The following is a 24,893-nucleotide window of genomic DNA, read 5'->3' on the forward strand; positions in this document are numbered from 1 at the left end:
CGCCTGCCGCAAAGCACGGTCGATGGCTTCGCGGAAGGCCTTCAACCGGGGCTCGCTAGCGGTCTGGCCCGGCGGAAGAGACGTCGGCGCGACTGCTGATATAAGGCCGGGTTCGCTGCCATGAGCCCAGCCTACGAAGCTGCTTGGCACCGGCCGCCCCGACAGGGCACCTTCGCGCATGGACCGACCGCCCCGCCGACCGCCCGCGCTCGACGATGCTGCCCTGGAGCGGGCGGCGCTGGATTATCTCGGCCGCTATGCCGCTTCGACCGGGCAACTGCGCCGGGTGCTGCAGCGCCGGATCCGGCGGGCCCGGCAGGCCGGGGCCGAGGTCGATGTCGAGGCGGTGGAGGCGCGGATCACGGCGCTCTTGGACCGCATGGCCCGGTCGAAGCTGCTGGATGACGCGCAATTCGCCGAGATGCGGATCGCCGGCCTGGCCCGGCGCGGCCGGTCGACCCGGGCGATCCGGGGCAAGCTGCGCGAGGCCGGCGTCGACGAGACAGTTGCGGCCGACGCCCTGTCCCTGTATGGCGGCGCGCCCGGGACGGATCCGGACCGAGAGGCGGCGATCCGGCTGGCGCGGCGGCGCCGGCTGGGGCCGTTCCGGACCGGGACGGACCGGGCGGCGCACCGGATGCGCGACATGGCCGTCCTGGCCCGGGCCGGCTTCGCGTCGGGTCTGTGCCGGGCGGTGGTCGATGCGCCGGACGTGGCAGCGCTGGAGGCGGCGGAGGATTGAATCCGTCGTGCGGGGGACCATGGTGGTCCATTGACGTTCGGAAACGCGCTTCGGATAGTGCTTTGCGAACATGGGTCGGGACAGGGGAAGCGAGATGCGGCGACGCACATATGTCCTGGCGATCGACCAGGGGACGACATCGACCCGGGCGATCGTGTTCGACCCGCAGGGCCGGCCGGTGGCCAGCGCGCAGCGCGAGCTGCGCCAGATCTACCCGGCCGATGGCTGGGTCGAGCACGACCCGGAGGGGATCTGGTCCGACACCGTGTCGGCCTGCCGCGACGCCATCGCCCGGGCCCGGCTGACCGCCGACCACATCGCCGCCATCGGCATCACCAACCAGCGCGAGACCACGGTGCTGTGGGACCGCCAGACCGGCCGGGCGCTGCACTACGCCATCGTCTGGCAGGACCGCCGCGCCGCCGGATTCTGCCGCGAGCTGGTGGCCGCCGGGCACGAGACCGCGGTGCAGGCCAAGACCGGGCTGATCATCGATTCCTACTTCTCCGCCACCAAGCTGGCCTGGCTGCTGGACAATGTCCCGGACGCAAGGCGGCGGGCCGAGGCCGGGGAGCTGGCCTTCGGTACGGTCGACTGCTTCCTGCTGTGGCGGCTGACCGGCGGAAGGGTGCATGCGACCGACGCCACCAACGCCAGCCGCACCATGCTGTTCAACATCCGGACCCAGGCCTGGGACGACGAGCTGCTGGCCCTGTTCCGGGTGCCGCGCGCGATTCTGCCGGAGGTGCACGACAACGCGCACCACTTCGGCACCACCGACAAGATCCTGTTCGGCGCCGCCATCCCGATCACCGGCATGGCCGGCGACCAGCAGGCCGCGACCTTCGGCCAGGCCTGCTTCAAGCCCGGCATGATCAAGTCGACCTACGGCACCGGCTGCTTCGCCCTGCTGAACATCGGCGACAAGCCGAAGATCTCGCGGCACCGCCTGCTGACCACCACCGCCTATCGGGTCAACGGCAAGCCGACCTATGCCATCGAGGGCGCGATCTTCAGCGCCGGCGCCACCATCCAGTGGCTGCGCGACGGGCTCAAGATCATCAAGAACGCGGCCGAGAGCGAGACCCTGGCCCGGTCGGTCGAGGATTCCGCCGGGGTCTATCTGGTGCCGGCCTTCACCGGCCTCGGCGCGCCGCATTGGGACCCCGAGGCGCGCGGCACCATCATGGGCCTGACCCGGGATTCGACCTCGGCCCATATCGCCCGCGCGGCGCTGGAGGCGGTGGCCTTCCAGACCCGCGACCTGATGGAGGCGATGGCGGCCGACGGCGGCTCCAAGCCCCAGGCGCTGCGCGTCGACGGCGGCATGGTGGCGAATGACTGGCTGTGCCAGATGCTGGCCGACATGCTGGACACCCCGGTCGAGCGGCCGAAGGTGATCGAGACCACGGCGCTGGGCGCAGCCTACCTCGCCGGCCTGACCGCCGGGGTCTACCCCTCGGTCGAGGGGGTGGCCGAGGCCTGGCAGCGCGACCGGCTGTTCGAGCCGTCGATGCCGGCCGGCACCCGCAGCCGGCTGTACGAGGGCTGGCAGAAGGCGGTACGGCGCGCCCGGAGTTCCTCGCGCTGACGGGTTCGACAGGGCGCGTTTGCGCGCGCCGATGCGCGGATGTGAAAATTGTCGCAAAAGCCCCGGCGCGCTGGCATGGTGCTGGGATGCGGCGCCCTGAGAGCGCCGAGCCAAGATATTCGGGGAGAGACGCCATGACACTGCGCCTTGCCACGGCCGCCGCCGCCGCGGCCCTGACCCTCAGCCTGCCCGCTGTCGCCGCCACCGAGATCCAGTGGTGGCACGCCATGACCGGGGCGAACAACGAGGTGGTCGAGACCCTGGCCAAGGAGTTCAACGACAGCCAGGCCGAGTACAAGGTCGTGCCGGTGTTCAAGGGCACCTATCCGGAGACGCTGAACGCCGGCATCGCCGCCTACCGCGCCGGCCAGCCGCCGCACATCCTGCAGGTGTTCGACGCCGGCACCGGCACCATGATGGCTGCCTCCAGCGCCGTGGTCCCGGTGGCCAAGGTGCTGCAGGCCGACGGCGTCACCTTCGACAAGTCGCAGTATCTCGGCGGCGTGGTCAGCTATTACAGCACCGCCGATGGCGAGCTGCTGTCCTTCCCCTACAACAGCTCCTCGCCGATCCTCTATTACAACAAGGACGCCTTCAAGAAGGCGGGGCTGGACGAGAACACGCCGCCCAAGACCTGGCCGGAGCTGTTCGACGCGGCCAAGAAGATCAAGGCCGCCGGCTGGCCCTGCGGCTTCACCTCGACCTGGCTGACCTGGATCCAGCAGGAGAACTTCGCCGCCTGGAACAACGTGCCCTACGCCACGCTGCAGAACGGCCTGGCCGGGCTGGACCCGCAGCTGCTGATCAACAGCGACCTCTATGTCCGCCACTTCCAGACCATCGCCGACCTGCAGAAGGCCGGCGTGTTCTCCTATGGCGGCCGCACCTCCGAGGCCAAGATCAAGTTCACCAGCGGCGAATGCGCCATGATGACCGAATCCTCGGGCGGGCTGGGCGACGTGGTGAAGTCGGGCATCAATTTCGGCAACGGCACCCTGCCCTATTATCCGGAGGCCGCGGGCGCGCCGCAGAACACCATCCCCGGCGGCGCCAGCCTGTGGGTCCTGGCCGGCCATCCCGAGGCCGAATACAAGGGCGTGGCCAAGTTCTTCGAGTTCCTGTCGCAGACCCCGATCCAGGCCCGGCTGCACCAGAAGTCCGGCTACCTGCCGATCACCGTGGCGGCCTATGAGGAGACCAAGAAGTCCGGCTTCTACGACAAGAACCCGGCCCGCGAGATCCCGATCCTGCAGATGATGGGCAAGGCGCCGACCGACAATTCCAAGGGCGTGCGGGTGATCAACCTGCCGCAGGTCCGCGACATCATCAACGAGGAGCTGGAGCTGATGCTGAACGGCCAGCAGGACGCCAAGACCGCGCTCGACAAGGCGGTCGAACGCGCCAACGCCGCGATCAAGGAGGCCGCGGACCTGTAAGCCCGTGGCGGGGCGGCTCGCCGCCCCTCCTCTCTTCGTCGTCCCCGCGAAAGCGGGGATCTCTTCCCATCTCCGCACCGACGAGATTCCCGCTTTCGCGGGAATGACGGCAAAGGGGGAGACGAGCATTGGGATGACCCGCCCCGCATGAACCGTCGCGCGATCTTCCCGAACACCGTCCTGCCCTATCTGCTGGTGGCGCCGCAGATCGCGATCACATTGGTGTTCTTCTTCTGGCCGGCCGCCCAGGCGATCCGCCAGTCGATGCTGCGCGAGGATCCGTTCGGCCTGCGGACCCGCTTCGTCGGGCTGGACAATTTCGGCCGGGTGCTGGGCGACCCGGCCTATCTGAACTCGCTGCAGGTCACGGTCGTGTTCTCGGTCGCGGTCGCGGTCTCGGCCCTGGTGGTGGCGCTGCTGCTGGCGGTGATGGCCGACCGGGTGGTGCGCGGCCAGGGCCTGTACCGCACCCTGCTGCTGTCGCCCTATGCCATCGCCCCGGCGATCGCCGGCATGCTGTGGCTGTTCCTGTTCAACCCGTCGATGGGCACGCTGGCGGTGCTGCTGCGCCAGGCCGGCTTCGACTGGAACCCGCTGCTGAACGGCGGCCAGGCGATGACGCTGGTGGTGGCCGCGGCCGCCTGGAAGCAGATCAGCTACAACTTCCTGTTCTTCCTGGCCGGGCTGCAGGCGATCCCGAAGAGTCTGATCGAGGCTGCGGCGATCGACGGCGCCGGGCCGGCCCACCGCTTCCGCACCATCATCTTCCCGCTGATCTCGCCGGTGTCGTTCTTCCTGCTGGTGGTCAACACCGTCTACGCCTTCTTCGACACCTTCGGCATCATCCACGCCGTGACCGGCGGCGGCCCCGGCAAGTCGACCGAGATCCTGGTCTACAAGGTCTACAATGACGGCTTCGTCAACCAGCAGATGGGCGTCTCGTCCGCCCAGTCGGTGATCCTGATGGTGCTGGTGATCGCGCTGACCTTCGTCCAGTTCCGCTATGTCGAGCGCCGGGTGCATTACGCATGATCGAGAACCGGCCGCTGGGCACGCTGCTGGCCCATTTCGTCCTGATCGTCGGGATCGTGCTGGTCGCCTTCCCGGTCTATTACACCTTCATCGCCTCGACCTACCCGACCCAGGCGATCCTGTCGCCGCCGCTGCCGATGGTGCCGGGCGGCGAGTTCCTGGCCAATTACGGTGGCGCGCTGTTCGGCGGATCGGGCCGGATCGGCGGCGTCGACATGGTCCGGGTGCTGTGGAACACCACGGTGGTCGCGCTGGCGATCGCGGTCGGCAAGATCACGATCTCGCTGCTGTCGGCCTACGCCATCGTGTTCTTCCGCTTCCCGCTGCGGATGGTGTTCTTCTGGATGATCTTCGTCACGCTGATGCTGCCGGTCGAGGTGCGCATCGTGCCGACCTATCAGGTGATCGTGGATCTCGGCCTGCTCGACAGCTATGCCGGGCTGACCGTGCCGCTGATGGCCTCGGCCACCGCCACCTTCCTGTTCCGCCAGTTCTTCCTGACCATCCCGGACGAGCTGGTGGAGGCGGCGCGGATCGACGGCGCCGGCCCCTTGCGCTTCCTGCGCGACATCCTGCTGCCGCTGTCGCGCACCAACATCGCGGCCTTGTTCGTGATCACCTTCATCTATGGCTGGACCCAGTATCTCTGGCCGCTCTTGGTGACCAACGACAATTCCATGAACACGATCATCATCGCGCTGCGCAAGATGATCTCCTTCACCGACGCCGACACCGAATGGAACCTGGTGATGGCGACCACCATCCTGGCCATCATCCCGCCGGTGGTGATTGTCCTCGTCATGCAACGCTGGTTCGTGAAGGGCCTGATCGAGAGCGAGAAATAATGGCCACCGTCGAGATCCGCCAGGTCCGCAAGACCTATCCCGGCGCCGCGCAGGAGACCATCAAGGGCATCGACTGCGCCATCGCCGACGGCGAGTTCCTGGTCATGCTGGGCCCGTCCGGCTGCGGCAAGTCGACCCTGCTGCGCATGGTGGCGGGGCTGGAGAGCATCGGCGGCGGCGACATCGCCATCGGCGGCCGGGTGGTGAACAAGCTCGAGCCGAAGGACCGGAACATCGCCATGGTGTTCCAGAACTACGCCCTGTATCCGCACATGTCGGTCTACGACAACATGGCGTACGGGCTGCGCATCCAGGGCCTGTCCAAGGCCGAGATCGACCGACGGGTGCGCGAGGCGGCCGGGACGCTGGAGCTGTCGGCCCTGCTGGAGCGCAAGCCGCGGCAGCTGTCGGGCGGCCAGCGCCAGCGCGTCGCCATGGGCCGCGCCATCGTGCGCGAGCCGGCGGTGTTCCTGTTCGACGAGCCGCTGTCCAACCTGGACGCCAAGCTGCGCACCCAGATGCGGATCGAGATCAAGCGGCTGCAGTCGCGCCTGGGCGTCACCAGCCTGTACGTCACCCACGACCAGGTCGAGGCGATGACCCTGGCCGACCGGATCATGGTGATGAATGGCGGCGCGGCCGAGCAGATCGCCCCGCCGCTGGAGATCTATCTGCGGCCGGCCTCGGTCTTCGTCGCCGGCTTCATCGGCTCGCCGGCGATGAACTTCCTGCCGGCGACGGTGACGGCGGATGGCCACGGCGTGGTGCTGCCGGGCGGCCAGCGCGTCGCCACGCCGCGGGCGGCGGGGCTGGGCGGCCGCGGCGTCCTGGCCGGCATCCGGCCCGAGCATCTGACGCTGGACGGCCCGGCCGATCCCGAGCACCGGCTGGAGGTCGCGGTCGAGCTGGTCGAGGCGCTGGGCGCCGACACGGTGCTGCATGGCCGGCTGGGCGACGGCACCACGCTGCTGGCCCGGCTGCCGGGCGTGGCACCGGTGCGCGACGGCGACCGCCTGGCCTTCGCCGTGCCGGAGGACCAGCTGCACCTGTTCGACCCCGGCACCGGCCGGGCACTGGGGTAATTCCAGAGCGACCTGGCAGGTATGCGAACATATTGCCTCTCCCGCTTGCGGGAGAGGTCGGTCTCGCGCAGCGAGACCGGGTGAGGGCGGCTCGGCCGCGACACCAGGATCAGCGTTTCAGGACGGGGCGGATCATGCACTCGCTCCTGGCAAAGCGGCACTTTCGGCCAGGCCGCTATCCCCTCACCCGGACATCCTTCGGATGTCCGACCTCTCCCGCAAGCGGGAGAGGCAATGGTCTGCAATGGTCCTGATAGATCGTTGACAGGTCTCCTGGCCGGCAAAAAGGGCCGGACGCAGAGCCCGGCCCCCAATCGTCAGGCTGCTGCCCTCAGCGGACGGTCAGCGCGCCCTTGAACAGCGGGCTGCGCTTGGCCGCGCGCTTGGCGGCCGAGGCCGCGAATTCCGCGGTGTCGGTCACCGGGTCGGCCCGCATCGCGAACACGATCACCGAATTCGCCACCGCGTCGGAGAACTGGTCCAGCGCCGTGTTGCTGATGTTGGCGATGCCGTCGCAGGGCTGGTGGTAGCAGGCATCATAGGGCTGGCCCGCCGTGCCGCCATAGATCCGCGCCTCGGCCTCGGACTTGACGTTCTCGGCGCCGCTGAACAGGCCGCCGGCCGGGATGCCGTTCTCGATGAACGGGCCGTAATCGGACCGGCCGTCGAAGGCGGTCGGGGTGGTGGCCAGGTTCTTGCGGGCAAAATGGGCCAGGAACACGTTCTCGATCAGGCCCGAGCCGTTCGGCCCGGCATCCGGCGTGTCGGAGCCGTTGCCGTCATAGACGAAGCGCACGTAGTTCGGCGACGCCAGCATGTCGAAGTTCAGGTTCAGCAGGATCTTCGCCTTCTCGGCGTCGCTGAGCGATTCGACGTAATGGGTCGAGCCGAGCAGCCCGAGCTCCTCGCCGCCCCAGAAGGCGAAGCGCACCTTGTTGCGCAGCAGCAACTGGCGGCGGCCGACCTGCTCGGCGACCTCGAGATTGGTCGCGGTGCCGCTGCCGTTGTCGTTGATGCCCGGGCCGACCTGCACCGAATCGAGATGCGCCCCGACCGTCACGATCCTGTTCGGATTGCCGAACCGGGTGTCGGCGATCACGTTCCAGTTCGTCCGCTTCTCGTTGATCGCCTGGACCTTGATGCGGACGGTCACCGGGCCGGACTGGGCCTGGGTGTACAGCTCGTTGCCGATCTCGAAGGTGGTGAACACCCCCGGGTACGGCCGGGCCTTCCCGAGGCCGACGCCCTCGACCACGTCGGTGCGGCCCGGCTGGCCCTCATTCATGATGATGACGCCGATGGCGCCGGCCGCCTCCGCCATCTCCGCCTTCTGGGCGAAGGGGCAGGTGCCGCGCTGGATCAGCGCGATCGCCCCCGCCGTCTCCGGCGGATAGTCGGCGGCCTCGCAGCCGCTGGCCGAGCTGGGCGTCGGCGTCGGCGGCAGCACGATGTTGCTGGTCGGCACCACCCGGCCGGTGACCTCGCCCGAGGCGGAATAGAGCGTGGTCGCGAAATCGGTGTTCGGCGTGTAGGTCCGCGGCGACGGCGACACCCGCGCGAATTCCGGCGTGCCGGTCTCCAGGAAGAAGTCGAACGGGAACGGCTGGAGCGTGACCTGGTAGCCGGCCCGCTGCAGCCGCTGCTTCACATAGTCGACCGAGGCCTTGTAGCCCGGCAGGCCGGCGGCGCGGTTGCCGCCATTGGCGGTGGCGATCGCCTGCAGCGCGGTCAGGTGCTGGCGGATGCCGGCGACCGTGACAGCCCGCTGCAGGTCGGCGCTGATCAGCGCGGTGATCAGGTCACCGATCAGGCCGCGCTGGGCGGCCGCCGACGGGGTGGCGTTGGTGGTGGCGGCCAGGGCCGAGGACGCAGGCATGGCGATGGCGGTCGCCAGCACGGCGGCCGCCAGATGACGCAGTTTCACGATGGTCCCCCTTCAAGTCGTTGCGGTGGGGCTTGTGGCCGCCCGGAGCGCAATCGAATGGCCTCGGTTCCGGCCTGCCCCGCTTGCCCAGCACTGTCCGGCAGCGCCGCGAAAGACGTCAATAGAATTTTTGAATCTGTTTTTGATCTATATTTTTCAAAATTTGAGAGTTCGAATTTAGTCTGACAACTTCTGCAGCGCACAAACTCTATTGAGGTTTTGCCCGACAAATTATTTAAGCGCCAAAACGGAAAGGGGTCCGGACGCGAACGCCCGGACCCCGAAAACCACCTGCCGCCGCGTCAGCGGATCATCAGCGGGCCCTTGTAGAGCGCGCCGCGCGTCGCCGTCCGGGCGACCCGCTTGGCCGCGGCCGAGGCCGCCAAGCCCACCGGGTCGACCACCGGATCGCGCCGCTGGGCGAACACCACGACCGAGTTCGCCACCGAATCCGAGAACTGGTCGAGCACGGTGTTGTTGATGTTGGCGATGGTGTCGCAGGCCTGATGGTAGCAGGCGTCGTAGGGCTGGCCCGCCGTGCCGCCGTAGATCCGCGCCTGGGCCTCGGTCTTGATCCCCTCCGCCCCGGTGAAGATGCCGCCCGCCGGGATGCCGGCATCGGTGAAGGCGACATAGTCCGACCGGCCGTCGAAGGCGGTCGGGTCGGTCGCCAGGTTGCGCTGGGCGAAGAAGGCCAGGAACACGTTCTCGACCAGGCCGGACCCGTTCGGGCCCGCCGCATCCGGGAAGGTCGATCCGTTGCCGTCATAGACGAAGCGGACGTAGTTCGGCGACGCCAGCATGTCGAAGTCCAGCATCACCTTGATCTTCGCGCGCTCGGCGTCGCTCAGCGTCTCGACATAGTGGAACGCGCCCAGCAGGCCGAGCTCTTCGGCGCCGAAGAAGGCGAACCGCACCTTGTTGCGCAGCAGGATCTGGCGGCGGCCGAGCTGCTCGGCGACCTCGAGATTGGTCGCGGTGCCGCTGCCGTCGTCATTGATGCCCGGGCCCGCGGGCACCGAATCATTGTGCGCCCCGACCACCACGACCGAATCGGGCCGGCCGAAATACGTCTCGCCGATGACGTTCGAGGTCGGCCGGTTCTCGGACAGCGTGTTGGTGGTGACATGTACGGTCACCGGGCCGGCCTGGGTCTGGGCGTAGAGGTCGGCGCCGACCTGGAAGGTGGCCTTCAGCACCGGGATGTCGATCGGCACGTCCATCGCGGCGGTGGGGAAGAGGTCGGTCCGCCCGGGCTGGCCTTCGTTGAAGATGACCACGGCCTTGGCGCCGGCCGCCTTGGCGTTGGCGGCCTTGAGGCTGAAGTCGCAGGTGCCGCGCTGGACCAGCGCGACCTGGCCGGACACCGCGGCCGGGAAATCCGCGGCCTCGCAGCCGCTGGACGAGTTCGGCGCCGGCGCGGGCGGGATCTCGATGTCGTTGGTCGGCACCAGCCGGCCGGTGACGTCGCCCGAGCCGGAGAACGGCATCGTGGTGAAGTCGGTGAGGTCGACATAGGTCTTCGGCGTCGGCGTCAGCTCGGCGAAGGTGCCGGGCCCGAGCTCCTCGTAGAACGGGATGTCGAAGTTCTGCACCGTCACCCGGTAACCGGCGCGCTGCAGCCGCTGCTTGAGGTAGTTGACGGTGGCGACGTTGCCGGGCGTGCCGGCGGCGCGGGTGCCGCCATTGGCATCGGCGATCCGCTGCAGCGCGGCGAGGTGCTGGCGGATGCCCGGGACGGTGACCGCCCGCTGCACGTCCAGGCTCATCAGCGCGGTGATCAGGTCGCCGAGCGGGTTGCCCAGGGCCAAGGTGCTGGCGGAGGCCTTGGTGATCGCGGGCGCCGTCTCGGCCAGGGACGAAGACACGGGAAGGGCGACGGCGGACGCCAGCGCGGCGGCCGCCAGATGACGCAGTCTCACGATTGGTCCCCCTTAAGTGTTGCGGTGGGGCTTGTGGCCGCCCGGTTCGTAATAACGGCCTCGGTCCGGCCGATTCCCCACGTTGCAGCACTGTCCGGCAGCCTCGGGACAGACGTCAACATTACAGATTTAGGTCAATTTGTCTGAAATTCTGCCCAAAGATTTCCGTTATATGTTAACAATTCTATGGAGTCTTGAGTCGACAAAGTCTCGTCTGAGATTTCGCCGGACATAATTGCGGAGGATCTTGCCTGATATTGCGCGCCGCCGCGCGCCCTCATGCCGAGAAATACCCGTTCCAGGCCTCCGCCACCACGGGATCGGCCAGGAGGCGGTTCCAGATCGTGCTGAGCGGCGTCATCTCCTCGCGGAAATCGTACCAGGTCAGCAGCATCAGCAGATACAGGTCGGCCGCCGACCGCCGCTCGCCGAGCAGGAACGGGCCGGGCATCAGCGCGTCGGCGACCAGCGCCCAGTAGCGGTCGACGGCGCGGTCCGCCGCCTCCTGCACCCCCGGGGCGCCGGCCGGGTCGGCGGTGAAGCGCTCGGGATGCGCCTGGCGCAGCACGGCGCCGTACAGGTTCACCGCCATGAACAGCAGCCAGCGGTCGAAGCGGGCGCGGTCGCTGCTGCCCGGCGGCGGCGCCAGCCCGGCCGCGGGATGGGCGTCGACCAGGTGCAGGATCATCGCCGCCGATTCGGTCAGCACCGTGCCGTCCGGCAGCACCAGCGTCGGCAGCTCGCCCATCGGGTTGAGGCGGAGATAGTCGGGATCGCGGTGCTCGCCGGCCTTGTGGTCGACGCGGATCCGCTCGCAGGGCGCGCCAGCCAGGCGCAGCACGATGTCGGGGGCGAAGGCCCCGGTGTCCTTGTTCCAATACAGCCTGTACATCGCCGCTCTCTCCCGCCGCTCCCGACCGCTGCAACCATGATGGCGCGAAACCGGCGAGGATCAACGCCTTGCGTCCCGCGGCTTGCTGCATTGCAGCGACTCGGTTGCCCCCTGAGATTCAGGTGCTATTGTGCCGCCCGTTTCGCGGGCGGCCTCAGGCGCCGCGCTCTCACCCAGGACGGACGGTCCATGAACATCCACGAATATCAGGCGAAGGGGCTGCTGGGGCGCTATGGCGTGCCGGTGCCGCGCGGCGGGGTGGCGTACACGCCGGAGGAGGCGGTGCGTGTGGCGGAGGGTCTCGGCGGCGCGGTTTACGTCGTCAAGGCGCAGATCCATGCCGGCGGCCGCGGCAAGGGCCACTTCAAGGAAGAGCCGCAGGGCAAGGGCGGTGTCCGGGTGGTGAAGTCGACGGCGGATGTCGCGGCGGCGGCCGAGGCGATGCTGGGCCGGACGCTGGTGACGGTGCAGACCGGGCCCGCGGGCAAGGAGGTCGGCCGGATCTATGTCGAGGAAGGCTGCGACATCGCCCGCGAGCTGTATCTGTCGCTGCTGGTCGACCGCAAGAGCGGCCGGGTGACGATCATCGCCTCGACCGAGGGCGGCATGGCGATCGAGGAGGTCGCCGAGGCGACGCCGGAGAAGATCCAGACCATCGCCATCGACCCGGCCACCGGCCTGTCGGACTTCCACGCCCGCAAGGTGGCCTTCGGCCTGGGGCTGGAGGGCAAGCAGGTCAATGCCGCGGTCGGCTTCCTGAAGGCGCTGTACAAGGCCTTCAACGATCTCGACGCGTCGATGGTGGAGATCAACCCGCTGGTGGTGACCGGGGCCGGTCAGCTGATCGCGCTCGATGCCAAGATGGGCTTCGACGACAACGCCCTGTTCCGGCACAAGGAGGTCGAGGAGCTGCGCGACGAGAGCGAGCAGGACCCGACCGAGACCGAGGCGGAGAAGGCCTCGCTGAACTACGTCAAGCTGGACGGCAACATCGGCTGCATGGTCAACGGCGCCGGCCTGGCGATGGCGACCATGGACATCATCAAGCTGGAGGGCGGCGAGCCGGCCAACTTCCTGGATGTCGGCGGCGGCGCCACGCGCGAGCGGGTGACCACGGCGTTCAAGCTGATCCTGTCGGACCCGAATGTCGAAGGCATCCTGGTCAACATCTTCGGCGGCATCATGCGCTGCGATGTGATCGCCGAGGGCGTGGTCGAGGCCGCGCGCGAGGTGTCGCTGCACGTGCCGCTGGTGGTGCGGCTGGAAGGCACCAATGTCGAGCGCGGCAAGCAGATCCTGGCCGAGAGCGGGCTGCCGATCCTGTCGGCCGACGACCTCGGCGACGCCGCAGTGAAGATCGTCCGTGCCGTGAAGGAGGCCGCGTGATGGCCGTGCTCGTCGACAAGAACACCAAGGTGCTGTGCCAGGGCTTCACCGGAGCCCAGGGCACCTTCCACTCCGAGCAGGCGATCGCCTACGGCACCCGCATGGTCGGCGGCGTCACCCCGGGCAAGGGCGGCACCCGCCACCTCGACCTGCCGGTGTTCGACACCGTGGCCCAGGCGGTGGACCAGACCGGGGCCAACGCATCCGTGATCTACGTGCCGCCGCCGTTTGCCGCGGATGCGATCCTGGAGGCGATCGACGCCGAGATCCCGCTGGTGGTGTGCATCACCGAGGGCATCCCGGTCTTGGACATGGTCAAGGTCAAGCGGGCGCTGGCCGGATCGGCCACCCGGCTGATCGGGCCGAACTGCCCGGGCGTGATCACGCCGGGCGAGTGCAAGATCGGCATCATGCCGGGGCACATCCACCGCCGCGGCAAGATCGGCATCGTCAGCCGGTCGGGCACGCTGACCTATGAGGCGGTGGCGCAGACCACGGCGGCGGGCCTGGGCCAGACCACCTGCATCGGCATCGGCGGCGACCCGGTGAACGGGACCAGCTTCGTCGACGCGCTGGAGCTGTTCCTGGGCGACCCGGAGACCGAGGGCATCATCATGATCGGCGAGATCGGCGGCGACGCCGAGGTGATGGGCGCGGAGTTCCTGAAGGCCAGCGGCACCACCAAGCCGGTGGTCGGCTTCATCGCCGGCCGCACCGCGCCGCCGGGCCGCCGCATGGGCCATGCCGGCGCCGTGATCTCCGGCGGCCATGACACCGCCGACCACAAGATCGAGGCGCTGAAGGCCGCCGGCATCGCCGTCGCCGACTCCCCCGCATCGCTCGGCAAGACCATGATCCGGGTGCTGCGCGAGGGCAGCCGGGCTGCCGCGGAATAGGGGCCACGAGATGCTGCGGTGCAGCCACGATTCCGGCTTGTCAGCGCAGCGGAAACGGTCTTTGGTATCTCAGGTTCTGCATTTGGTATGCCAGAGGGCCGGCCATAACGGTCCCTGTTAACAACGACATAACCGAGGGGAGGGGCAGCCGATTCACACATCGGCGCGACGGTACTGTTGACCCACCGAACCTGATTCCGGTCCGGCGGCCGCAGCCCGGCGCACCCCTCCTCGAGGACGATGGCGTCCGTCACGGGCCGTCACCTCCGATGCCATGGGGTTGCCTCAACCGACATGCGAAGGATTGGGACGGAAATGCTGACAGAAAACTCATCCCGGGGACCGGCTGTCAAAGGACCGCCGGGGGGACGCTGGCTCCAGCTGCTCATCGGCATCGTCTGCATGGCGATGGTGGCCAATATGCAGTATGGCTGGACCCTGTTCGTCGGCCCGATCGATGCGACGCATCACTGGGGCAAGGCGGCGATCCAGGTCGCCTTCACCATCTTCGTGCTGACCGAGACCTGGCTGGTGCCGGTCGAAGGCTGGTTCGTCGACAGGTTCGGGCCGCAGATCGTGGTCCTGATCGGCGGCCTGCTCTGCGCCATCGCCTGGGCGCTGAACTCGGTGGCGGATTCGCTGACCCTGCTCTACATCGCCGCCGCGATCGGCGGCGTCGGCGCCGGCGCCGTCTACGGCACCTGCGTCGGCGCGGCGCTGAAATGGTTCCCGGACCGGCGCGGCCTGGCGGCGGGGCTGACCGCGGCCGGCTTCGGCGCCGGCTCGGCCGTGACCATCGTGCCGATCGCCAACATGATCCACTCCTCGGGCTATGAATCGACCTTCATGACCTTCGGCCTGATCCAGGGCGGGGTGGTGGTGCTGCTGTCCTTCCTGCTGGCGACGCCGGCCAAGGGGCAGCTGCCGGTGATGAAAGCCAGGATCGCGCAGACCCGCCGCGACTACGCGCCATCGGAGATGCTGCGCAGCCCGGTGTTCTGGGTGATGTACGCGATGTTCGTCATGGTCGCCTCCGGCGGCCTGCTGGCGACGGCGCAGTTGGCGCCGATCGCAGCCGACTTCAAGATCGGCGACACCCCGGTCAGCCTGCTGGGCCTGACCATGCCGGCCCTGATCTTCGCCCTGTCGCTCGACCGCGTGCTGAACGGCGTCACCCGGCCGTTCTTCGGCTGGGTCTCGGACCATATCGGCCGCGAGAACACGATGTTCATCGCCTTCTTCCTCGAGGCGGTCGGCATCGTCATGCTGATGGAGTTCGGCCACGACCCGGTGGCGTTCGTGATCCTGACCGCGATGGTGTTCTTCGCCTGGGGCGAGATCTACTCGCTGTTCCCGGCCACCTGCGGCGACACCTTCGGGTCGCGCTACGCCACCACCAATGCCGGGCTGCTCTACACCGCCAAGGGGACGGCATCGCTGGTGGTGCCCCTCGCCAGCATCGCGGTGGCCCAGTTCGGCAGCTGGGACGTGGTGTTCATCTTCGCCGCGCTGGTCAATGTGATCGCGGCGGTGATGGCGATGTTCGTGCTCAAGCCGATGCGGGCCCGGGCGCTGGAACAGGCGCGGGCCGGCATGACCCCGGAGGGGGAGCCGCGCCTCGCCAGCTGAGACCCGGGCCGGGACGCGCCCGGCAGCCGAGACAATCCCAGGGAGGCGGTTTCGCCTCCCTTTTCTTTGGCTGCCGCGCCTTACAGCGCCCGCATGAAGCTGGCCCAGGTCGGGTCGGCGGCCTCGGATTCGTCGGCGGCCTCGTCGGCGCTGCCGCCGGTCTGGGCCTGACGCAGCCGGCCATTGCCTGACAGGGCGCCGCCCTGAATTGCCGCCAGGTGGGGGGCGGTGACCAGGCCCAGCACGGAGACGAAGGCCAGGGCGGTACCAATCAGCAAGCCGGTCATGATCGAGTCCTTTCGACGGGTTCGTGTCTGTTGCGATGCAATATACGCTCGCCCGGCGAGGAGGCAAGATAATCTGGTATACAGAATACGAAAAACGGGTATGCATGTCGCTGACCGGGTCGGTCGTCGGCGGTCCACGATTCTCGGGATAAAATCTCATATAAATCAATGGATTGGGAGGGGTCCTGTCGTGTTGCCTGGAATCCGCAGGTCAGCCATCGCCATCTGGCATACAAAATCCACAGTGCATGAACTTGATGAGGGTCAGCGTCCCTGCCGTATGGCGCGGTGCAAGAGGAACTGTCACCTCCTGGCGTGAGCCACGCTCAACGAATCCGGCACCGGCAGCACCGCAATCGCGAAGCCGAGCAGGATCAGGCCGATGCCGACCAGGTGGAAGCCGTGCACCGGCTCGCCGAGCAGCAGGAAGGCCAGCGCCGCGGAATAGACCGCCATCAGATGGAACGACGCCCCGGTCAGCGCCGGCCCCAGCGTCGCGACGCAGCGGTTCCAGAACAGGTTGCCCAGCAGCGAGGAGAACACGCCGATGAACAGCAGCGAGGCTACGGCATAGGGCGCGAACGGAACCGACCGCCCGGCCGCTTCCTCGAAGATCCAGAACGGCGCCATCAGCACGCAGGCCGTGAGCGTCGTCGCCGCCAGGAACGCCATGTCCGGAACGCTCCTGGGGCGCCAGCGCAGCAGGATCGAGTACAGCGCGAAGCCGGCGACGGCGAGCAGCACCAGGATCTCGCCGCCGCCGATCGACAGCGTGGCCAGCGTGGCGGGGTCGCCGCGCCCGACGATCCAGCCGACGCCGAGGAAGGACAGCACGATGCCGGCGACGACGCGCCGGCGGGGCGCCTCCCGGGTGATCGCCCAGGCGAAGATCGGCACCATCAGCGGCAGGGTGGAGTTGAGCATCGCCGCCGTCGCCGCCGGCGTGCTGTGCAGCCCGAGATAGTTCAGCACGGGATAGCCGGCGAAGCCGCTGGCGGCGCAGGCGATGATGACCGGCCAATGCGCCAGCAACGCCCGCCGATGCGCCACCAGGTCGCGCCAGACGAAGGGCAGCAGCACCGCCGAGGCGACCACCCAGCGCCAGAAGGTCAGGCCGAAGGGCGGCAGCTCCTGGGCGAAGGCGCGGCCGATCACCAGGTTGCCGGCCCAGAACAGCGGCGGCAGCGGCAGCAGCGCATAGGGCCGGCGCCAGACCAGGTCCAAGAGACCGGCGGCCCGGCCCCGCGCGGCGGTCACGGCGCCGCCCCGGCCAGGCCGATGCGGATGCGCCGGTTGTGGCGGCCCTTGTTGTCGAGTTTGAGGATGCGGATCCGCGCGGACCGGCCGGTCGAGGCCAGATGGGTGCCGCCGCAGGCCTGGCGGTCCAGCCCGGCGATGTCGACGATGCGGATCAGCCCGTCCGCGGTCGGCGGCGGCGTCACCGATTTCGACCGGATCAGCCCCGGCGTGGCATGGGCCTCGGCGATCGTGGCGTAGTCGTCGCGCACCGCCAGGTCCTGGCGGACGACGTCGTTGATCGGCGCCTCCAGCGCCCGCAGCCGGTCGTTGTCGGCATCCGGCAGGTCGAAATCGAGCCGGGCCGTCGCGTCGGCGCCGAACTGCACGCCGGTCACCAGCGCGCCGTCGAACTGCCGGAACACCAGCGCGTTCAGGATATGCGTGCCGGTGTGCAGCTCGCGCATCATCCGGCGGAACTCGGGGTCGACCGCGGCCTCGACCGGGCCGGAAACCTCGACCGCCGGGTCCTCCAGCAGGTGCCACAGCCGGCCGCCGGCGGGCTCGAAGCCGGCGACGGCGTGCGCGCCGCCGTTCCAGCGCAGCGTGCCGCGATCCGCCAGCTGCCCGCCGCCGCCGGGATAGAACGGCGACTGCGCCAGCAGCACCCGGCCCGGCCGGGCGTCGATCACCTCGGTCTCGAGGATGAGGCGTTCGGGATTCTCGTGGTAGAAGGAGCGTGCCATGATGACCAACCCGATGGAGTGAACTCGGGCAGTCTGGCGCCGGCCGCACCGGCGCTATTGGCGGAAATCGAGGTTTTATGGCGCGGGTGGATCGGCTGAACATCGCCCATTACTGGCAGGATCGCAGCGTCCCCGGCCTCAGCCTGATGCAGGCGGATTTCCGCACCCAGGAATACCCGCCGCACCGGCATGAGGCGCTGGTCGTCGCCGTCACCGAAGGCGGCGGCTCGATCATCAAGACCCGCGGCGTGACCGAGCCGGCGAGCGAGGACCAGGCGCTGTTCGTGTTCAACCCGGTCGAGCCGCATGCCGGCTGGATGGGCGAGAGCCGGCGCTGGCTGTACCGCGCGCTGTATCTGGAGGAGGCGGCGCTGCAGGAGGTGGCACGGTCGCTCGGCGTCGAGGACCTGACCTATTTCACCCGCAACGCCTATGCCGACCGCGACCTGATCGCCGGCTTCCTGGCGCTGCACCGCGCCCTGCAGGCCGGGCGGGACCCGCTGCTGGAGCGCGAGCTGCTGGTGTCGACCTTCGGCACCCTGTTCCGCCGCCACGGCAGCGGCGAGGCGCGGATCCAGCCCGGGCCCCGCGACCGCACCCGGCTGCGCGCCGCCACCGAATTCATCCAGGCGCGCCTGGGCGAGACGATCTCGCTGGCGGAGCTGAGTGCTGCGGTCGGGCTGACCCAGTACCAGCTGATCAGCCTGTTCAAGCGCACCACCGGCCTGACCCCGCACGCCTATGTCACCCAGCTGCGCGTCGACCGCGCCGGCCGGTACCTGGCGCAGGGCCTGCCGCTGGCCGAGGTCGCCGTCGCCGCCGGCTTCTACGACCAGAGCGCGCTGACCCGCCACTTCAAGCGCTGCCACGGGATCACCCCGCTGCAATATGCTGGGGCGATGCGCTCCGCCTGAGGAGAGAGCCGTTGCCACTTGTGGCCCGGTGGCGATCGCGGTCGATGATGTGTCGGGCGATGAGGTGGATGAATTGGCCCTCCTTCTGCAGGCTGCCAGGGATCTCCCACAGGAGGGCGCCGACGACGGCGCGCGGTGCCGGTACAATCTGTGGCACGGTTGTCTCACCGATCAGTTCCTGGCGGTCGATTGGCATACAGCGCGTGGAGACGTCATGCACCTCACTACGTCAGGCGAAATTCTGTCGAAAATCTGGAAAGCACTCAATCAGCCGGCGCCGCGCAGGCAACGGGTCGGCGATAAGTTCTGGGCTTTGGTCGCGCGTGAGGGATGGACTCTCCGCGTCAATTTTGAAGATCAATTTTTGGTGATAGATCCACGACTTTATCATTGTGGCCTGAGACCGAGTGACTTCACCGCTATGTTGGATCTGCCGTGGCGGCTCGTCTTTCATCGACCAAATAGTCGTTTCGACGAGCCAATGGGCTTTGAAGGGCTTGCCGCCGAGGACGCCGCTTCGACGTTAATTTTACTGGAGCGCCTAGGATTCAGCGTCAATCCGAGCGGGCTCTGTTCTTTACTTCGACCGACCTTACAAACGTCTCCCTATGCGACTGAAAGCGGTCTTTCTGCATTGTTCCACCACAAGAGCTCAGGGCATACGGCACCGTTGACAATTTCGGTCAATGAGCAGGCTAGCGTCGTACACACTATCACGCGGATCAAAACGGATACGGGGTATCGCGCGGAATTTGCGACGACGAGTACCGGAGCTGGCCTGTATCTCACAGTGCATGCACCCAGGTATCGGCGCCGACCTGACCCCCAGTTGACGACCTGCCCCGAGTGCGGAGCGACCTATGTACACGGGCTGCCTTCGGACGATGCGGTGCATCGACGGATGCATCGAGATGTATTGGCTGTTTTACAGCCGCCGGCACACCGGATTTTTGCGCGGGCTCTTCAAGCCGATCCGATAGGTGCTCCTTGGGTGGATTCCCGGTCGCCCCAATGGAAGCACAATCTGATGTACACTCGGGCCGTGGCGTTTAAACGCGAAATGAAGTTCGATTTTCCGCAGTGGGCACAGCGCCCGGCCGATGATCCCCGGCCAATTGGATTCTTGTTCAATGACGGCGACAGGGTAATTGGTGCTTGCAGCTTCAGACCGCCCGAATCTACCCATGATCGGTGGAAGATGGACTGGATCTGGCTCTGCCCGTCTGGTAGGCGCAAGGGTTTCTTAGGACGGGCATGGCCATTGTTCAAAGCGCGGTTCGGCGATTTCGCCTTGGAACAACCGGTGTCGCCGGCGATGCAGGCGTTCGTCGCGAAGGTTGGAGGTCTCGAATCGCGTTAGCGGGCTTCGCGAACTGCCTCCTGGTGCGTAGGAGACGGTGCGCATCTATTATCTCGATCACGTCTCCTCAGAACTTACCTGGATCCTCGTCAATGCCAAACCGTCGATATCTCTGCACCAATTGTGTGGGTGAGGAATACCTGAAATCCGAGATTGCACGGACGGGAAAAGTCCGAGTTTGTACATATTGCCGGCAGCGGGCGGCATCGCTCACACTCGAGGATATCGCTCAACGTATCGAGATAGCGTTTGATCAACACTACGAATTGACAGTCGAGGTTGATTTTGATGGCGATAATGTGGGAGAGGCCGCGCAGGATGCGATATCCATTGCTGCCCGAATCGACGACAAGCCGGCGTCAGATGTCCTCAGGATCCTGGGGGAGAAATATTCGGACCCACACATGGACGAGATCGGCGAGGCGACGGAGTTTTCGTCGGAATCGCACTATCAAAGAAAGTCTGTGGACGGCGAAGCCTTTGAGGAAGATTGGAGCAGATTCGAGCGGTCGCTGAAGAGCGAGGCTCGATATTTTAGCAATGTAGCTGCGGAGGTATTGGCCAGCATTTTTGACGACGTGGCGGATGCCAAAACCGTGGATGGGAGATCAGTTCTTATGCTTGCTGGTCCTAGCACGCAGCTACCTAGCCTTTATCGGGCCCGAGTCTTCCAATCTCAGGAGAAACTCCAGGAAGGGCTGAAATGTCCAGAGCTGGAGATAGCTCCGCCTCCATCTCGGCTCGCGCGTGCAGGAAGAATGAACGCCGCAGGCATACCAGTATTCTACGGTTCCACCGATCCTAACACGGCCATGGCAGAGGTGCGCCCTCCCGTGGGAAGCAGTGTTATTATTGGGCGCTTTGATATCTTGAAGCCAATTCGGCTTCTTGACGTGACAGCTCTCAGCCGAGTTTTTGTTGAAGGAAGTATTTTTGATCGGGGCTATGCCGATCGCGCGAATCGCGCCCGCTTTCTGGAGAAATTGAGTCGTCGAGTCGTGCGGCCCGTCATGCCGGATGACGAGGTATTCGAGTATCTGGTCACCCAGGTTATGGCGGACTATCTCGCCGAACATCCCCGGATTGACGTGCATGGGATCTATTTTCCCTCAGTTCAGGTGCGAGGCCATGGTGCAAATGTCGTGCTGTTTCACAAATCCGCAAGGACAGGGAAAGCGGCACTGCCGGCAGGAAGCGAAGTGAGTGTGTTTCTACATGTTGATGAAGATTCGGATATGAAATACATTGTAAGAGAAAAGATTCATCGGAAAAAAGAATCTTTAAGTATGTCGTCAGATCACCTTCTTAAGGACACTGATACCATATTGAGTTTTCTAGATGAAGATGATGACCATAGACCACTCATGCTTGAGCTGGATCTGCGAAGTGTAGTGGTTCATGCCGTAGCCGGCGTCGCATTCCAAACGATCGAGACCCCGGTTGTTCGAACCCGCACGCAGCCGGGGCAACGTGACGATTTCTAGGCCCAAAGAGCCGAAGGCGGTCACGCCGCTTCGGGTGGCTCAATACTGTAGTGCCCCCCCGGAAATGAGACAGAGGAAAGGGTGACAGTTCTGGAGTGGACCCCTAAGGTGAGACAGGGAAAATAGGGACAGTTCTCTGAGAAAGGGAACCGATATCCAAGCCGGAGAGCCGCAGTTTCAACCGGGAATTCAAGCTGGAGGTGGTGCGGCGGATCGAGGCCGGGGAGAACGTCAGCGCGCTGGCGCGGGAGCTCGTGATCAAGCGAGCGATCCTGTACCGGTGGCGGGATGCCTATCGGCTGGGTAAGCCAGAGGCGCTGCGGCTGCGAGGGCAGCCGAGCAAGGCAGAGGCGCCGAAGTTGTCGGCGGCGCGGCTGGCGGCCGGCCGGGCCAATGACTTGGCCGAGAGCTTCATAAAGACACTCAAGACCGAGGAGTGGACGGACAGGCCTATCGCGACCCTGGCTCATGCCAGGGCCCAGATCGGCAGCTTCATCGAGGAGTTCTACAACCGCCAGCGGCTGCACTCCGCCCTCGACTACCTGACCCGAGGAATACGAAGCCACCTTGCCGCCATTGCGGCAGGCGCGCGCCCCTGCCGCAATGGCATCACCAACCTGACCTGTCTCTATTTATCGAGTCTCACGTCAGGGGTGCAGTCCAGCAAGCTACCGCTTCGCATGTCGGTCCCAATCTTTCTCCGAGATCGGCGGTGGTGAAGCTTCGAGCTTTGCCAGCAGCGCTTTCAGGTCGAGAGCGGTGTCGCGTTTCGCGATCAGGTACAGCTCGGTGCCATAGCCATAGATGCTCGCCCGACTCGACCGAAGAAGGTCGAACCCATGCCGCTCGCACCAAATCGCCCGCTCAGCCTGCGTTTGTTGATCGATCCCGTAGGGTTCGTCGGTGAACAGATGGGTCTTCGTCCGAGGATCATACCAGCCGTGGTCATGATCAACGCCAGGCGGGCGATTGTACCAATCACTGTTGGGATAGAAACGCTTGCCGGTCGAAGGCTTCAGCCCCGTCGCATCCATGAACTGCAAGGCGCGGGCGAGACGGCAGGTGAGCTTGCGGGCATGATCCTGATCGTCGCCCTTGTCATAGCCGTACAGGTGATTCTCCCCCTGTAATTGTGCGCCGCCGAGATAGCCCTTGAGATGATGGAGTCTGACCAGGTCGGTGAGAGGCTGGGAAAGATGTATCGTGAGATTTTCGGTGCCGCGGGTCTTACTCTTTCGATCGAACCAATACTGTGAGATCGTCACCGGAAAACGTGGCGCTGGCTTCGCCTCGCCAACATTGCGCGACGCATGGATGAAGTTCTGAAAACCGCCCGCGCGCGCAATATGGTCGAGCGCTTGCGCGTGCGTCATGCCGGTCTCGCGCTTCACCTTCTTGGCAGCGCGCTTCAGTCCATCGATCGTTGAAAATTGAATTGCCATGTCTGTCCTCCGATGCGGCCGAAGGAACACGTCGCTCGCTGCCATTTTCCAACAACCACTCGGAAAACGTGACACGGAAAAATCATCGTCAGCACAGTGTCGGTAAGGACTTCGCTATAGCGAGCGGCAGGCGCCTGTGGTTAGCCTTGTACACAATCATAGCGATCAGTACGCTCAGTCACAAGACCTCTGTCCGTGATGGCTCCAGGCGGCTGATTTTAGATTGCCATGTCGAGTAATAAAATTAGTATACGCAATAATAACTTTAATAATTCGTTGTTTATTTAATAAAAATCGTGGATCTTTAGCAAAACCTTGTAACATCGAAGATAATGCGTATCACATCCAAAGCAATCACTAAAGGCGCCGCGAACCATGAGAACTCAAGAGGCTCTTCCCAACATAGATATTGCCGTCACCATTGATGGGCGGACATTTCTTGAGAGGATGTCCGACTATGGAGCGGAGACCGGACGGTTCACCATTGAACGACACTATGACGCTCTGCGAGAGGTGGGCTTTCACGTCATCAATTTCAGGAATACAGACCCATCGGCGGAAACCGATTTCGGCGGACAACTGATAGTGCGTCCCAAGCAACCAAATCGCATTGCCATCGAAATGCGCGCGCCTAGGTGGCCCCCCGATCCTCCGACGCGTGAGAGCTATGCAGCCGCAGCCAGAGCTTTCTTTCTCCCGCTTCTGCAGACCTACAATAGGCAATTCGGAACGCGGTATAGGATTAGAATCGCCAAAGTGCCCCGACCATTCAAGCTGCCTCCGAGCGCGGAAATACTGTTCTCACGCTTTTGTGTCATGGCCAACACGAGTGGACTGCACCATCTCGACTGGCAGAGATTTTATAGTTTCGTGCAGCATTCGAGGACGGAAGTGCCGGAAGGCACGATGCGCCACCTGCTCGTACAAGTGGGTTTTTCGGATCACTACGCGGAACGCCTTGCAGATATCTACACGCATCTTTGGGCGTTCAAGCAACATAATTGACGACAGCCGAGCACCCGACGCGCTTGAAGCCGGACCTGTCCAAGCCATTGTTCGGCCGGTTCCGAAATTGCCCGATATCAGGCCACCACCGCGGCGGCCGCTCCTCGCGCGGACCAGATGCGTCTGGAGCGCTGCCCTGAGGTCCGGTGTCGCCCCCTTTGCGGACCACCGCTGATCGCTGAGGTGTTGTCCAGAACCGGGCGCCCCGACATCCACAAGCGCGCCCGGCCATAGCCGAGCCGGTGTCGGGCTCGGTGATCTCTCCGGCGCGGTCTCGTGCAGAAGAACCGTCATGGCGAGCCCCGCAGGGGCGTGGTCACCCGGGCGGCTCCGGCCCCCTGAGATGCCATGACGATTCATAGAGTTGCGGTTTTGCTTGACTCAAAGTTCCTGTTTTGTTCTAATTCAGGAATGGTCAATGGCACCACCAGGTTCAGGACTCCCTCCGCCGCTTCGCCGGCCACGGATGAGGCCGACCTCACGATGCTGTCCCGCCTGGCCCGTCTTGCCGAGGCGCTGGCCACGGGCTTCCAGGCCCAGGGCATGACCGCCCTCAAGGCCGGCGACCTCGATCGCGCCGGCACTGCCGAGACCCATTTCAGCGATCTGTTTCTTGGCATCCGCCGCGCCATTGCGCTTAAGGCCAGGCTGCGCCAGCAGCGCGAGGACGCGCAGCGCAGGGCGGCGGCCGGCAAGGACCGGCGGCAGGACCAGAAGGATCGGCGGCGTCGCGCCGTCGGCGAACGCCTCTCCCGCGCCATCGCCGTCGTCAAACCCGAGGCCCGCGAGCGGCTGACCACCGAGCTCTGGGAACGGCTCACCGAGGACGATCGCATCGACGTCGACCTCGCCGACACCGCTTTGCCGATCGAGGTCCTGATCCGGCGCCTCGGCCGCGCCATCGGCCTCTCCCGCCAAGCCCTCGCCGCCGCTCTCGGGCCGAAGGCCGATCCGGCCGGCGCCGGCCCGAAGCCATGGGACGAGGTCCCCGGCCAGGCCGCCCCTCCGCCCCCGCCGCCGCCCAGATACGACTTTACCCCCG

Annotated in this window: 22 protein-coding genes; 15 read left to right on the top strand and 7 right to left on the bottom strand. The window is 66.0% G+C overall.

What is annotated here, in order from left to right; all coding sequences use genetic code 11:
- Nucleotides 1–178 precede the first annotated feature (178 nt).
- The 6 genes from AB4Z01_RS26020 to ugpC all read left to right on the top strand — a co-directional run bounded on the left by AB4Z01_RS26020 (nt 179) and on the right by ugpC (nt 6,728).
- On the top strand, nt 179–742 hold the full coding sequence (locus AB4Z01_RS26020) for a regulatory protein RecX (RefSeq protein WP_441698769.1): 564 nt from the start codon (nt 179–181) through the stop codon (nt 740–742).
- A gap of 94 nt (nt 743–836) precedes the next feature.
- Nucleotides 837–2,333, top strand: a complete 1,497-nt coding sequence (gene glpK / locus AB4Z01_RS26025) for a glycerol kinase GlpK (protein ID WP_441698770.1) — start codon at nt 837–839, stop codon at nt 2,331–2,333.
- Between the two features lie 134 nt (nt 2,334–2,467).
- The gene (gene ugpB, locus AB4Z01_RS26030) at nt 2,468–3,769 is read left to right on the top strand and encodes a sn-glycerol-3-phosphate ABC transporter substrate-binding protein UgpB (RefSeq protein WP_441698771.1); all 1,302 of its coding nucleotides are present in this window, start codon (nt 2,468–2,470) and stop codon (nt 3,767–3,769) included.
- A gap of 147 nt (nt 3,770–3,916) precedes the next feature.
- Nucleotides 3,917–4,801: a sn-glycerol-3-phosphate ABC transporter permease UgpA gene (gene ugpA, locus AB4Z01_RS26035; RefSeq protein ID WP_441698772.1), complete on the top strand. Its 885-nt coding sequence runs from the start codon at nt 3,917–3,919 to the stop codon at nt 4,799–4,801.
- Nucleotides 4,798–5,646 carry a sn-glycerol-3-phosphate ABC transporter permease UgpE gene (gene ugpE / locus AB4Z01_RS26040; RefSeq protein WP_441698773.1) on the top strand — a complete coding sequence of 283 codons (849 nt, stop codon included), beginning with the start codon at nt 4,798–4,800 and terminating at the stop codon, nt 5,644–5,646. Before ugpA ends, ugpE begins: the two co-directional genes overlap by 4 nt.
- Nucleotides 5,646–6,728, top strand: a complete 1,083-nt coding sequence (ugpC, locus tag AB4Z01_RS26045; RefSeq protein WP_441698774.1) for a sn-glycerol-3-phosphate ABC transporter ATP-binding protein UgpC — start codon at nt 5,646–5,648, stop codon at nt 6,726–6,728. Before ugpE ends, ugpC begins: the two co-directional genes overlap by 1 nt.
- Nucleotides 6,729–7,059: 331 nt before the next feature.
- Here the strand turns inward: ugpC and AB4Z01_RS26050 are convergent, their stop codons facing one another.
- From AB4Z01_RS26050 to AB4Z01_RS26060, 3 genes are all read right to left on the bottom strand, one after another.
- Nucleotides 7,060–8,652, bottom strand: a complete 1,593-nt coding sequence (locus tag AB4Z01_RS26050; protein WP_441698775.1) for a M28 family metallopeptidase — start codon at nt 8,650–8,652, stop codon at nt 7,060–7,062.
- Nucleotides 8,653–8,954: 302 nt separating this feature from the next.
- A complete protein-coding gene (locus AB4Z01_RS26055; protein ID WP_441698776.1) occupies nt 8,955–10,574 on the bottom strand; it encodes a M20/M25/M40 family metallo-hydrolase in 1,620 nt (539 codons plus the stop codon).
- Nucleotides 10,575–10,851: 277 nt separating this feature from the next.
- Nucleotides 10,852–11,466, bottom strand: a complete 615-nt coding sequence (locus AB4Z01_RS26060) for a glutathione S-transferase family protein (protein WP_441698777.1) — start codon at nt 11,464–11,466, stop codon at nt 10,852–10,854.
- Between the two features lie 189 nt (nt 11,467–11,655).
- Between AB4Z01_RS26060 and sucC the strand changes: the two genes are divergently transcribed.
- From sucC to oxlT, 3 genes are all read left to right on the top strand, one after another.
- Nucleotides 11,656–12,852, top strand: a complete 1,197-nt coding sequence (sucC, locus tag AB4Z01_RS26065; protein WP_441698778.1) for an ADP-forming succinate--CoA ligase subunit beta — start codon at nt 11,656–11,658, stop codon at nt 12,850–12,852.
- Nucleotides 12,852–13,748, top strand: a complete 897-nt coding sequence (gene sucD / locus AB4Z01_RS26070; RefSeq protein WP_441698779.1) for a succinate--CoA ligase subunit alpha — start codon at nt 12,852–12,854, stop codon at nt 13,746–13,748. The genes sucC and sucD overlap by 1 nt, the downstream gene beginning before the upstream one ends.
- A gap of 315 nt (nt 13,749–14,063) precedes the next feature.
- Nucleotides 14,064–15,377: an oxalate/formate MFS antiporter gene (oxlT, locus tag AB4Z01_RS26075; RefSeq protein ID WP_441698780.1), complete on the top strand. Its 1,314-nt coding sequence runs from the start codon at nt 14,064–14,066 to the stop codon at nt 15,375–15,377.
- Nucleotides 15,378–15,457: 80 nt separating this feature from the next.
- Here oxlT and AB4Z01_RS26080 read toward each other — a convergent pair whose 3' ends face one another.
- The 3 genes from AB4Z01_RS26080 to AB4Z01_RS26090 all read right to left on the bottom strand — a co-directional run bounded on the left by AB4Z01_RS26080 (nt 15,458) and on the right by AB4Z01_RS26090 (nt 17,646).
- The gene (locus AB4Z01_RS26080) at nt 15,458–15,664 is read right to left on the bottom strand and encodes a hypothetical protein (protein ID WP_441698781.1); all 207 of its coding nucleotides are present in this window, start codon (nt 15,662–15,664) and stop codon (nt 15,458–15,460) included.
- Nucleotides 15,665–15,967: 303 nt separating this feature from the next.
- The gene (locus tag AB4Z01_RS26085; protein WP_441698782.1) at nt 15,968–16,921 is read right to left on the bottom strand and encodes a DMT family transporter; all 954 of its coding nucleotides are present in this window, start codon (nt 16,919–16,921) and stop codon (nt 15,968–15,970) included.
- A complete protein-coding gene (locus AB4Z01_RS26090) occupies nt 16,918–17,646 on the bottom strand; it encodes an alanyl-tRNA editing protein (RefSeq protein ID WP_441698783.1) in 729 nt (242 codons plus the stop codon). The genes AB4Z01_RS26085 and AB4Z01_RS26090 overlap by 4 nt, the downstream gene beginning before the upstream one ends.
- Nucleotides 17,647–17,723: 77 nt before the next feature.
- Between AB4Z01_RS26090 and AB4Z01_RS26095 the strand changes: the two genes are divergently transcribed.
- From AB4Z01_RS26095 to AB4Z01_RS26110, 4 genes are all read left to right on the top strand, one after another.
- The gene (locus AB4Z01_RS26095; RefSeq protein WP_441698784.1) at nt 17,724–18,560 is read left to right on the top strand and encodes a helix-turn-helix domain-containing protein; all 837 of its coding nucleotides are present in this window, start codon (nt 17,724–17,726) and stop codon (nt 18,558–18,560) included.
- Between the two features lie 28 nt (nt 18,561–18,588).
- A complete protein-coding gene (locus AB4Z01_RS26100) occupies nt 18,589–19,920 on the top strand; it encodes a hypothetical protein (protein WP_441698785.1) in 1,332 nt (443 codons plus the stop codon).
- Nucleotides 19,921–20,012: 92 nt separating this feature from the next.
- Nucleotides 20,013–21,404 carry an RES family NAD+ phosphorylase gene (locus AB4Z01_RS26105; protein ID WP_441698786.1) on the top strand — a complete coding sequence of 464 codons (1,392 nt, stop codon included), beginning with the start codon at nt 20,013–20,015 and terminating at the stop codon, nt 21,402–21,404.
- A gap of 152 nt (nt 21,405–21,556) precedes the next feature.
- Nucleotides 21,557–22,123 (top strand): integrase core domain-containing protein, encoded by a 567-nt coding sequence (locus AB4Z01_RS26110; RefSeq protein WP_441698790.1) that lies wholly within the window; start codon nt 21,557–21,559, stop codon nt 22,121–22,123.
- On the opposite strand, the gene AB4Z01_RS26115 is transcribed toward AB4Z01_RS26110, so the two are convergent.
- Entirely contained in the window at nt 22,073–22,846 is a 774-nt protein-coding gene (locus tag AB4Z01_RS26115; RefSeq protein ID WP_441698787.1) for a hypothetical protein, read from the bottom strand. The two genes, AB4Z01_RS26110 and AB4Z01_RS26115, sit on opposite strands and share 51 nt — an antisense overlap.
- Before the next feature lie 375 nt (nt 22,847–23,221).
- On the opposite strand from AB4Z01_RS26115, the gene AB4Z01_RS26120 reads away from it, so the two are divergent.
- Complete coding sequence (locus AB4Z01_RS26120; RefSeq protein ID WP_441698788.1) at nt 23,222–23,851, top strand: hypothetical protein; 630 nt, start codon at nt 23,222–23,224, stop codon at nt 23,849–23,851.
- Between the two features lie 348 nt (nt 23,852–24,199).
- The coding region (locus AB4Z01_RS26125; RefSeq protein ID WP_441698789.1) for a hypothetical protein at nt 24,200–24,893 on the top strand (694 nt) is incomplete at its 3' end.

The organism is Inquilinus sp. YAF38 (assembly GCF_052113205.1).
Lineage (GTDB): Bacteria > Pseudomonadota > Alphaproteobacteria > DSM-16000 > Inquilinaceae > Inquilinus.

Excerpts from the sequence above, each read along its gene's own strand:
- ugpE (WP_441698773.1), top strand. The coding sequence starts at position 4,798 with ATGATCGAGAACCGGCCGCTGGGCACGCTGCTGGCCCATTTCGTCCTG.
- ugpB (WP_441698771.1), top strand. The coding sequence starts at position 2,468 with ATGACACTGCGCCTTGCCACGGCCGCCGCCGCCGCGGCCCTGACCCTC.
- ugpA (WP_441698772.1), top strand. The coding sequence starts at position 3,917 with ATGAACCGTCGCGCGATCTTCCCGAACACCGTCCTGCCCTATCTGCTG.
- AB4Z01_RS26020 (WP_441698769.1), top strand. The coding sequence starts at position 179 with ATGGACCGACCGCCCCGCCGACCGCCCGCGCTCGACGATGCTGCCCTG.
- sucC (WP_441698778.1), top strand. The coding sequence starts at position 11,656 with ATGAACATCCACGAATATCAGGCGAAGGGGCTGCTGGGGCGCTATGGC.
- glpK (WP_441698770.1), top strand. The coding sequence starts at position 837 with ATGCGGCGACGCACATATGTCCTGGCGATCGACCAGGGGACGACATCG.
- sucD (WP_441698779.1), top strand. The coding sequence starts at position 12,852 with ATGGCCGTGCTCGTCGACAAGAACACCAAGGTGCTGTGCCAGGGCTTC.
- AB4Z01_RS26115 (WP_441698787.1), bottom strand. The coding sequence starts at position 22,846 with ATGGCAATTCAATTTTCAACGATCGATGGACTGAAGCGCGCTGCCAAG.
- AB4Z01_RS26060 (WP_441698777.1), bottom strand. The coding sequence starts at position 11,466 with ATGTACAGGCTGTATTGGAACAAGGACACCGGGGCCTTCGCCCCCGAC.
- AB4Z01_RS26090 (WP_441698783.1), bottom strand. The coding sequence starts at position 17,646 with ATGGCACGCTCCTTCTACCACGAGAATCCCGAACGCCTCATCCTCGAG.
- AB4Z01_RS26095 (WP_441698784.1), top strand. The coding sequence starts at position 17,724 with ATGGCGCGGGTGGATCGGCTGAACATCGCCCATTACTGGCAGGATCGC.
- AB4Z01_RS26120 (WP_441698788.1), top strand. The coding sequence starts at position 23,222 with ATGAGAACTCAAGAGGCTCTTCCCAACATAGATATTGCCGTCACCATT.
- AB4Z01_RS26080 (WP_441698781.1), bottom strand. The coding sequence starts at position 15,664 with ATGACCGGCTTGCTGATTGGTACCGCCCTGGCCTTCGTCTCCGTGCTG.
- ugpC (WP_441698774.1), top strand. The coding sequence starts at position 5,646 with ATGGCCACCGTCGAGATCCGCCAGGTCCGCAAGACCTATCCCGGCGCC.
- oxlT (WP_441698780.1), top strand. The coding sequence starts at position 14,064 with ATGCTGACAGAAAACTCATCCCGGGGACCGGCTGTCAAAGGACCGCCG.
- AB4Z01_RS26105 (WP_441698786.1), top strand. The coding sequence starts at position 20,013 with ATGCCAAACCGTCGATATCTCTGCACCAATTGTGTGGGTGAGGAATAC.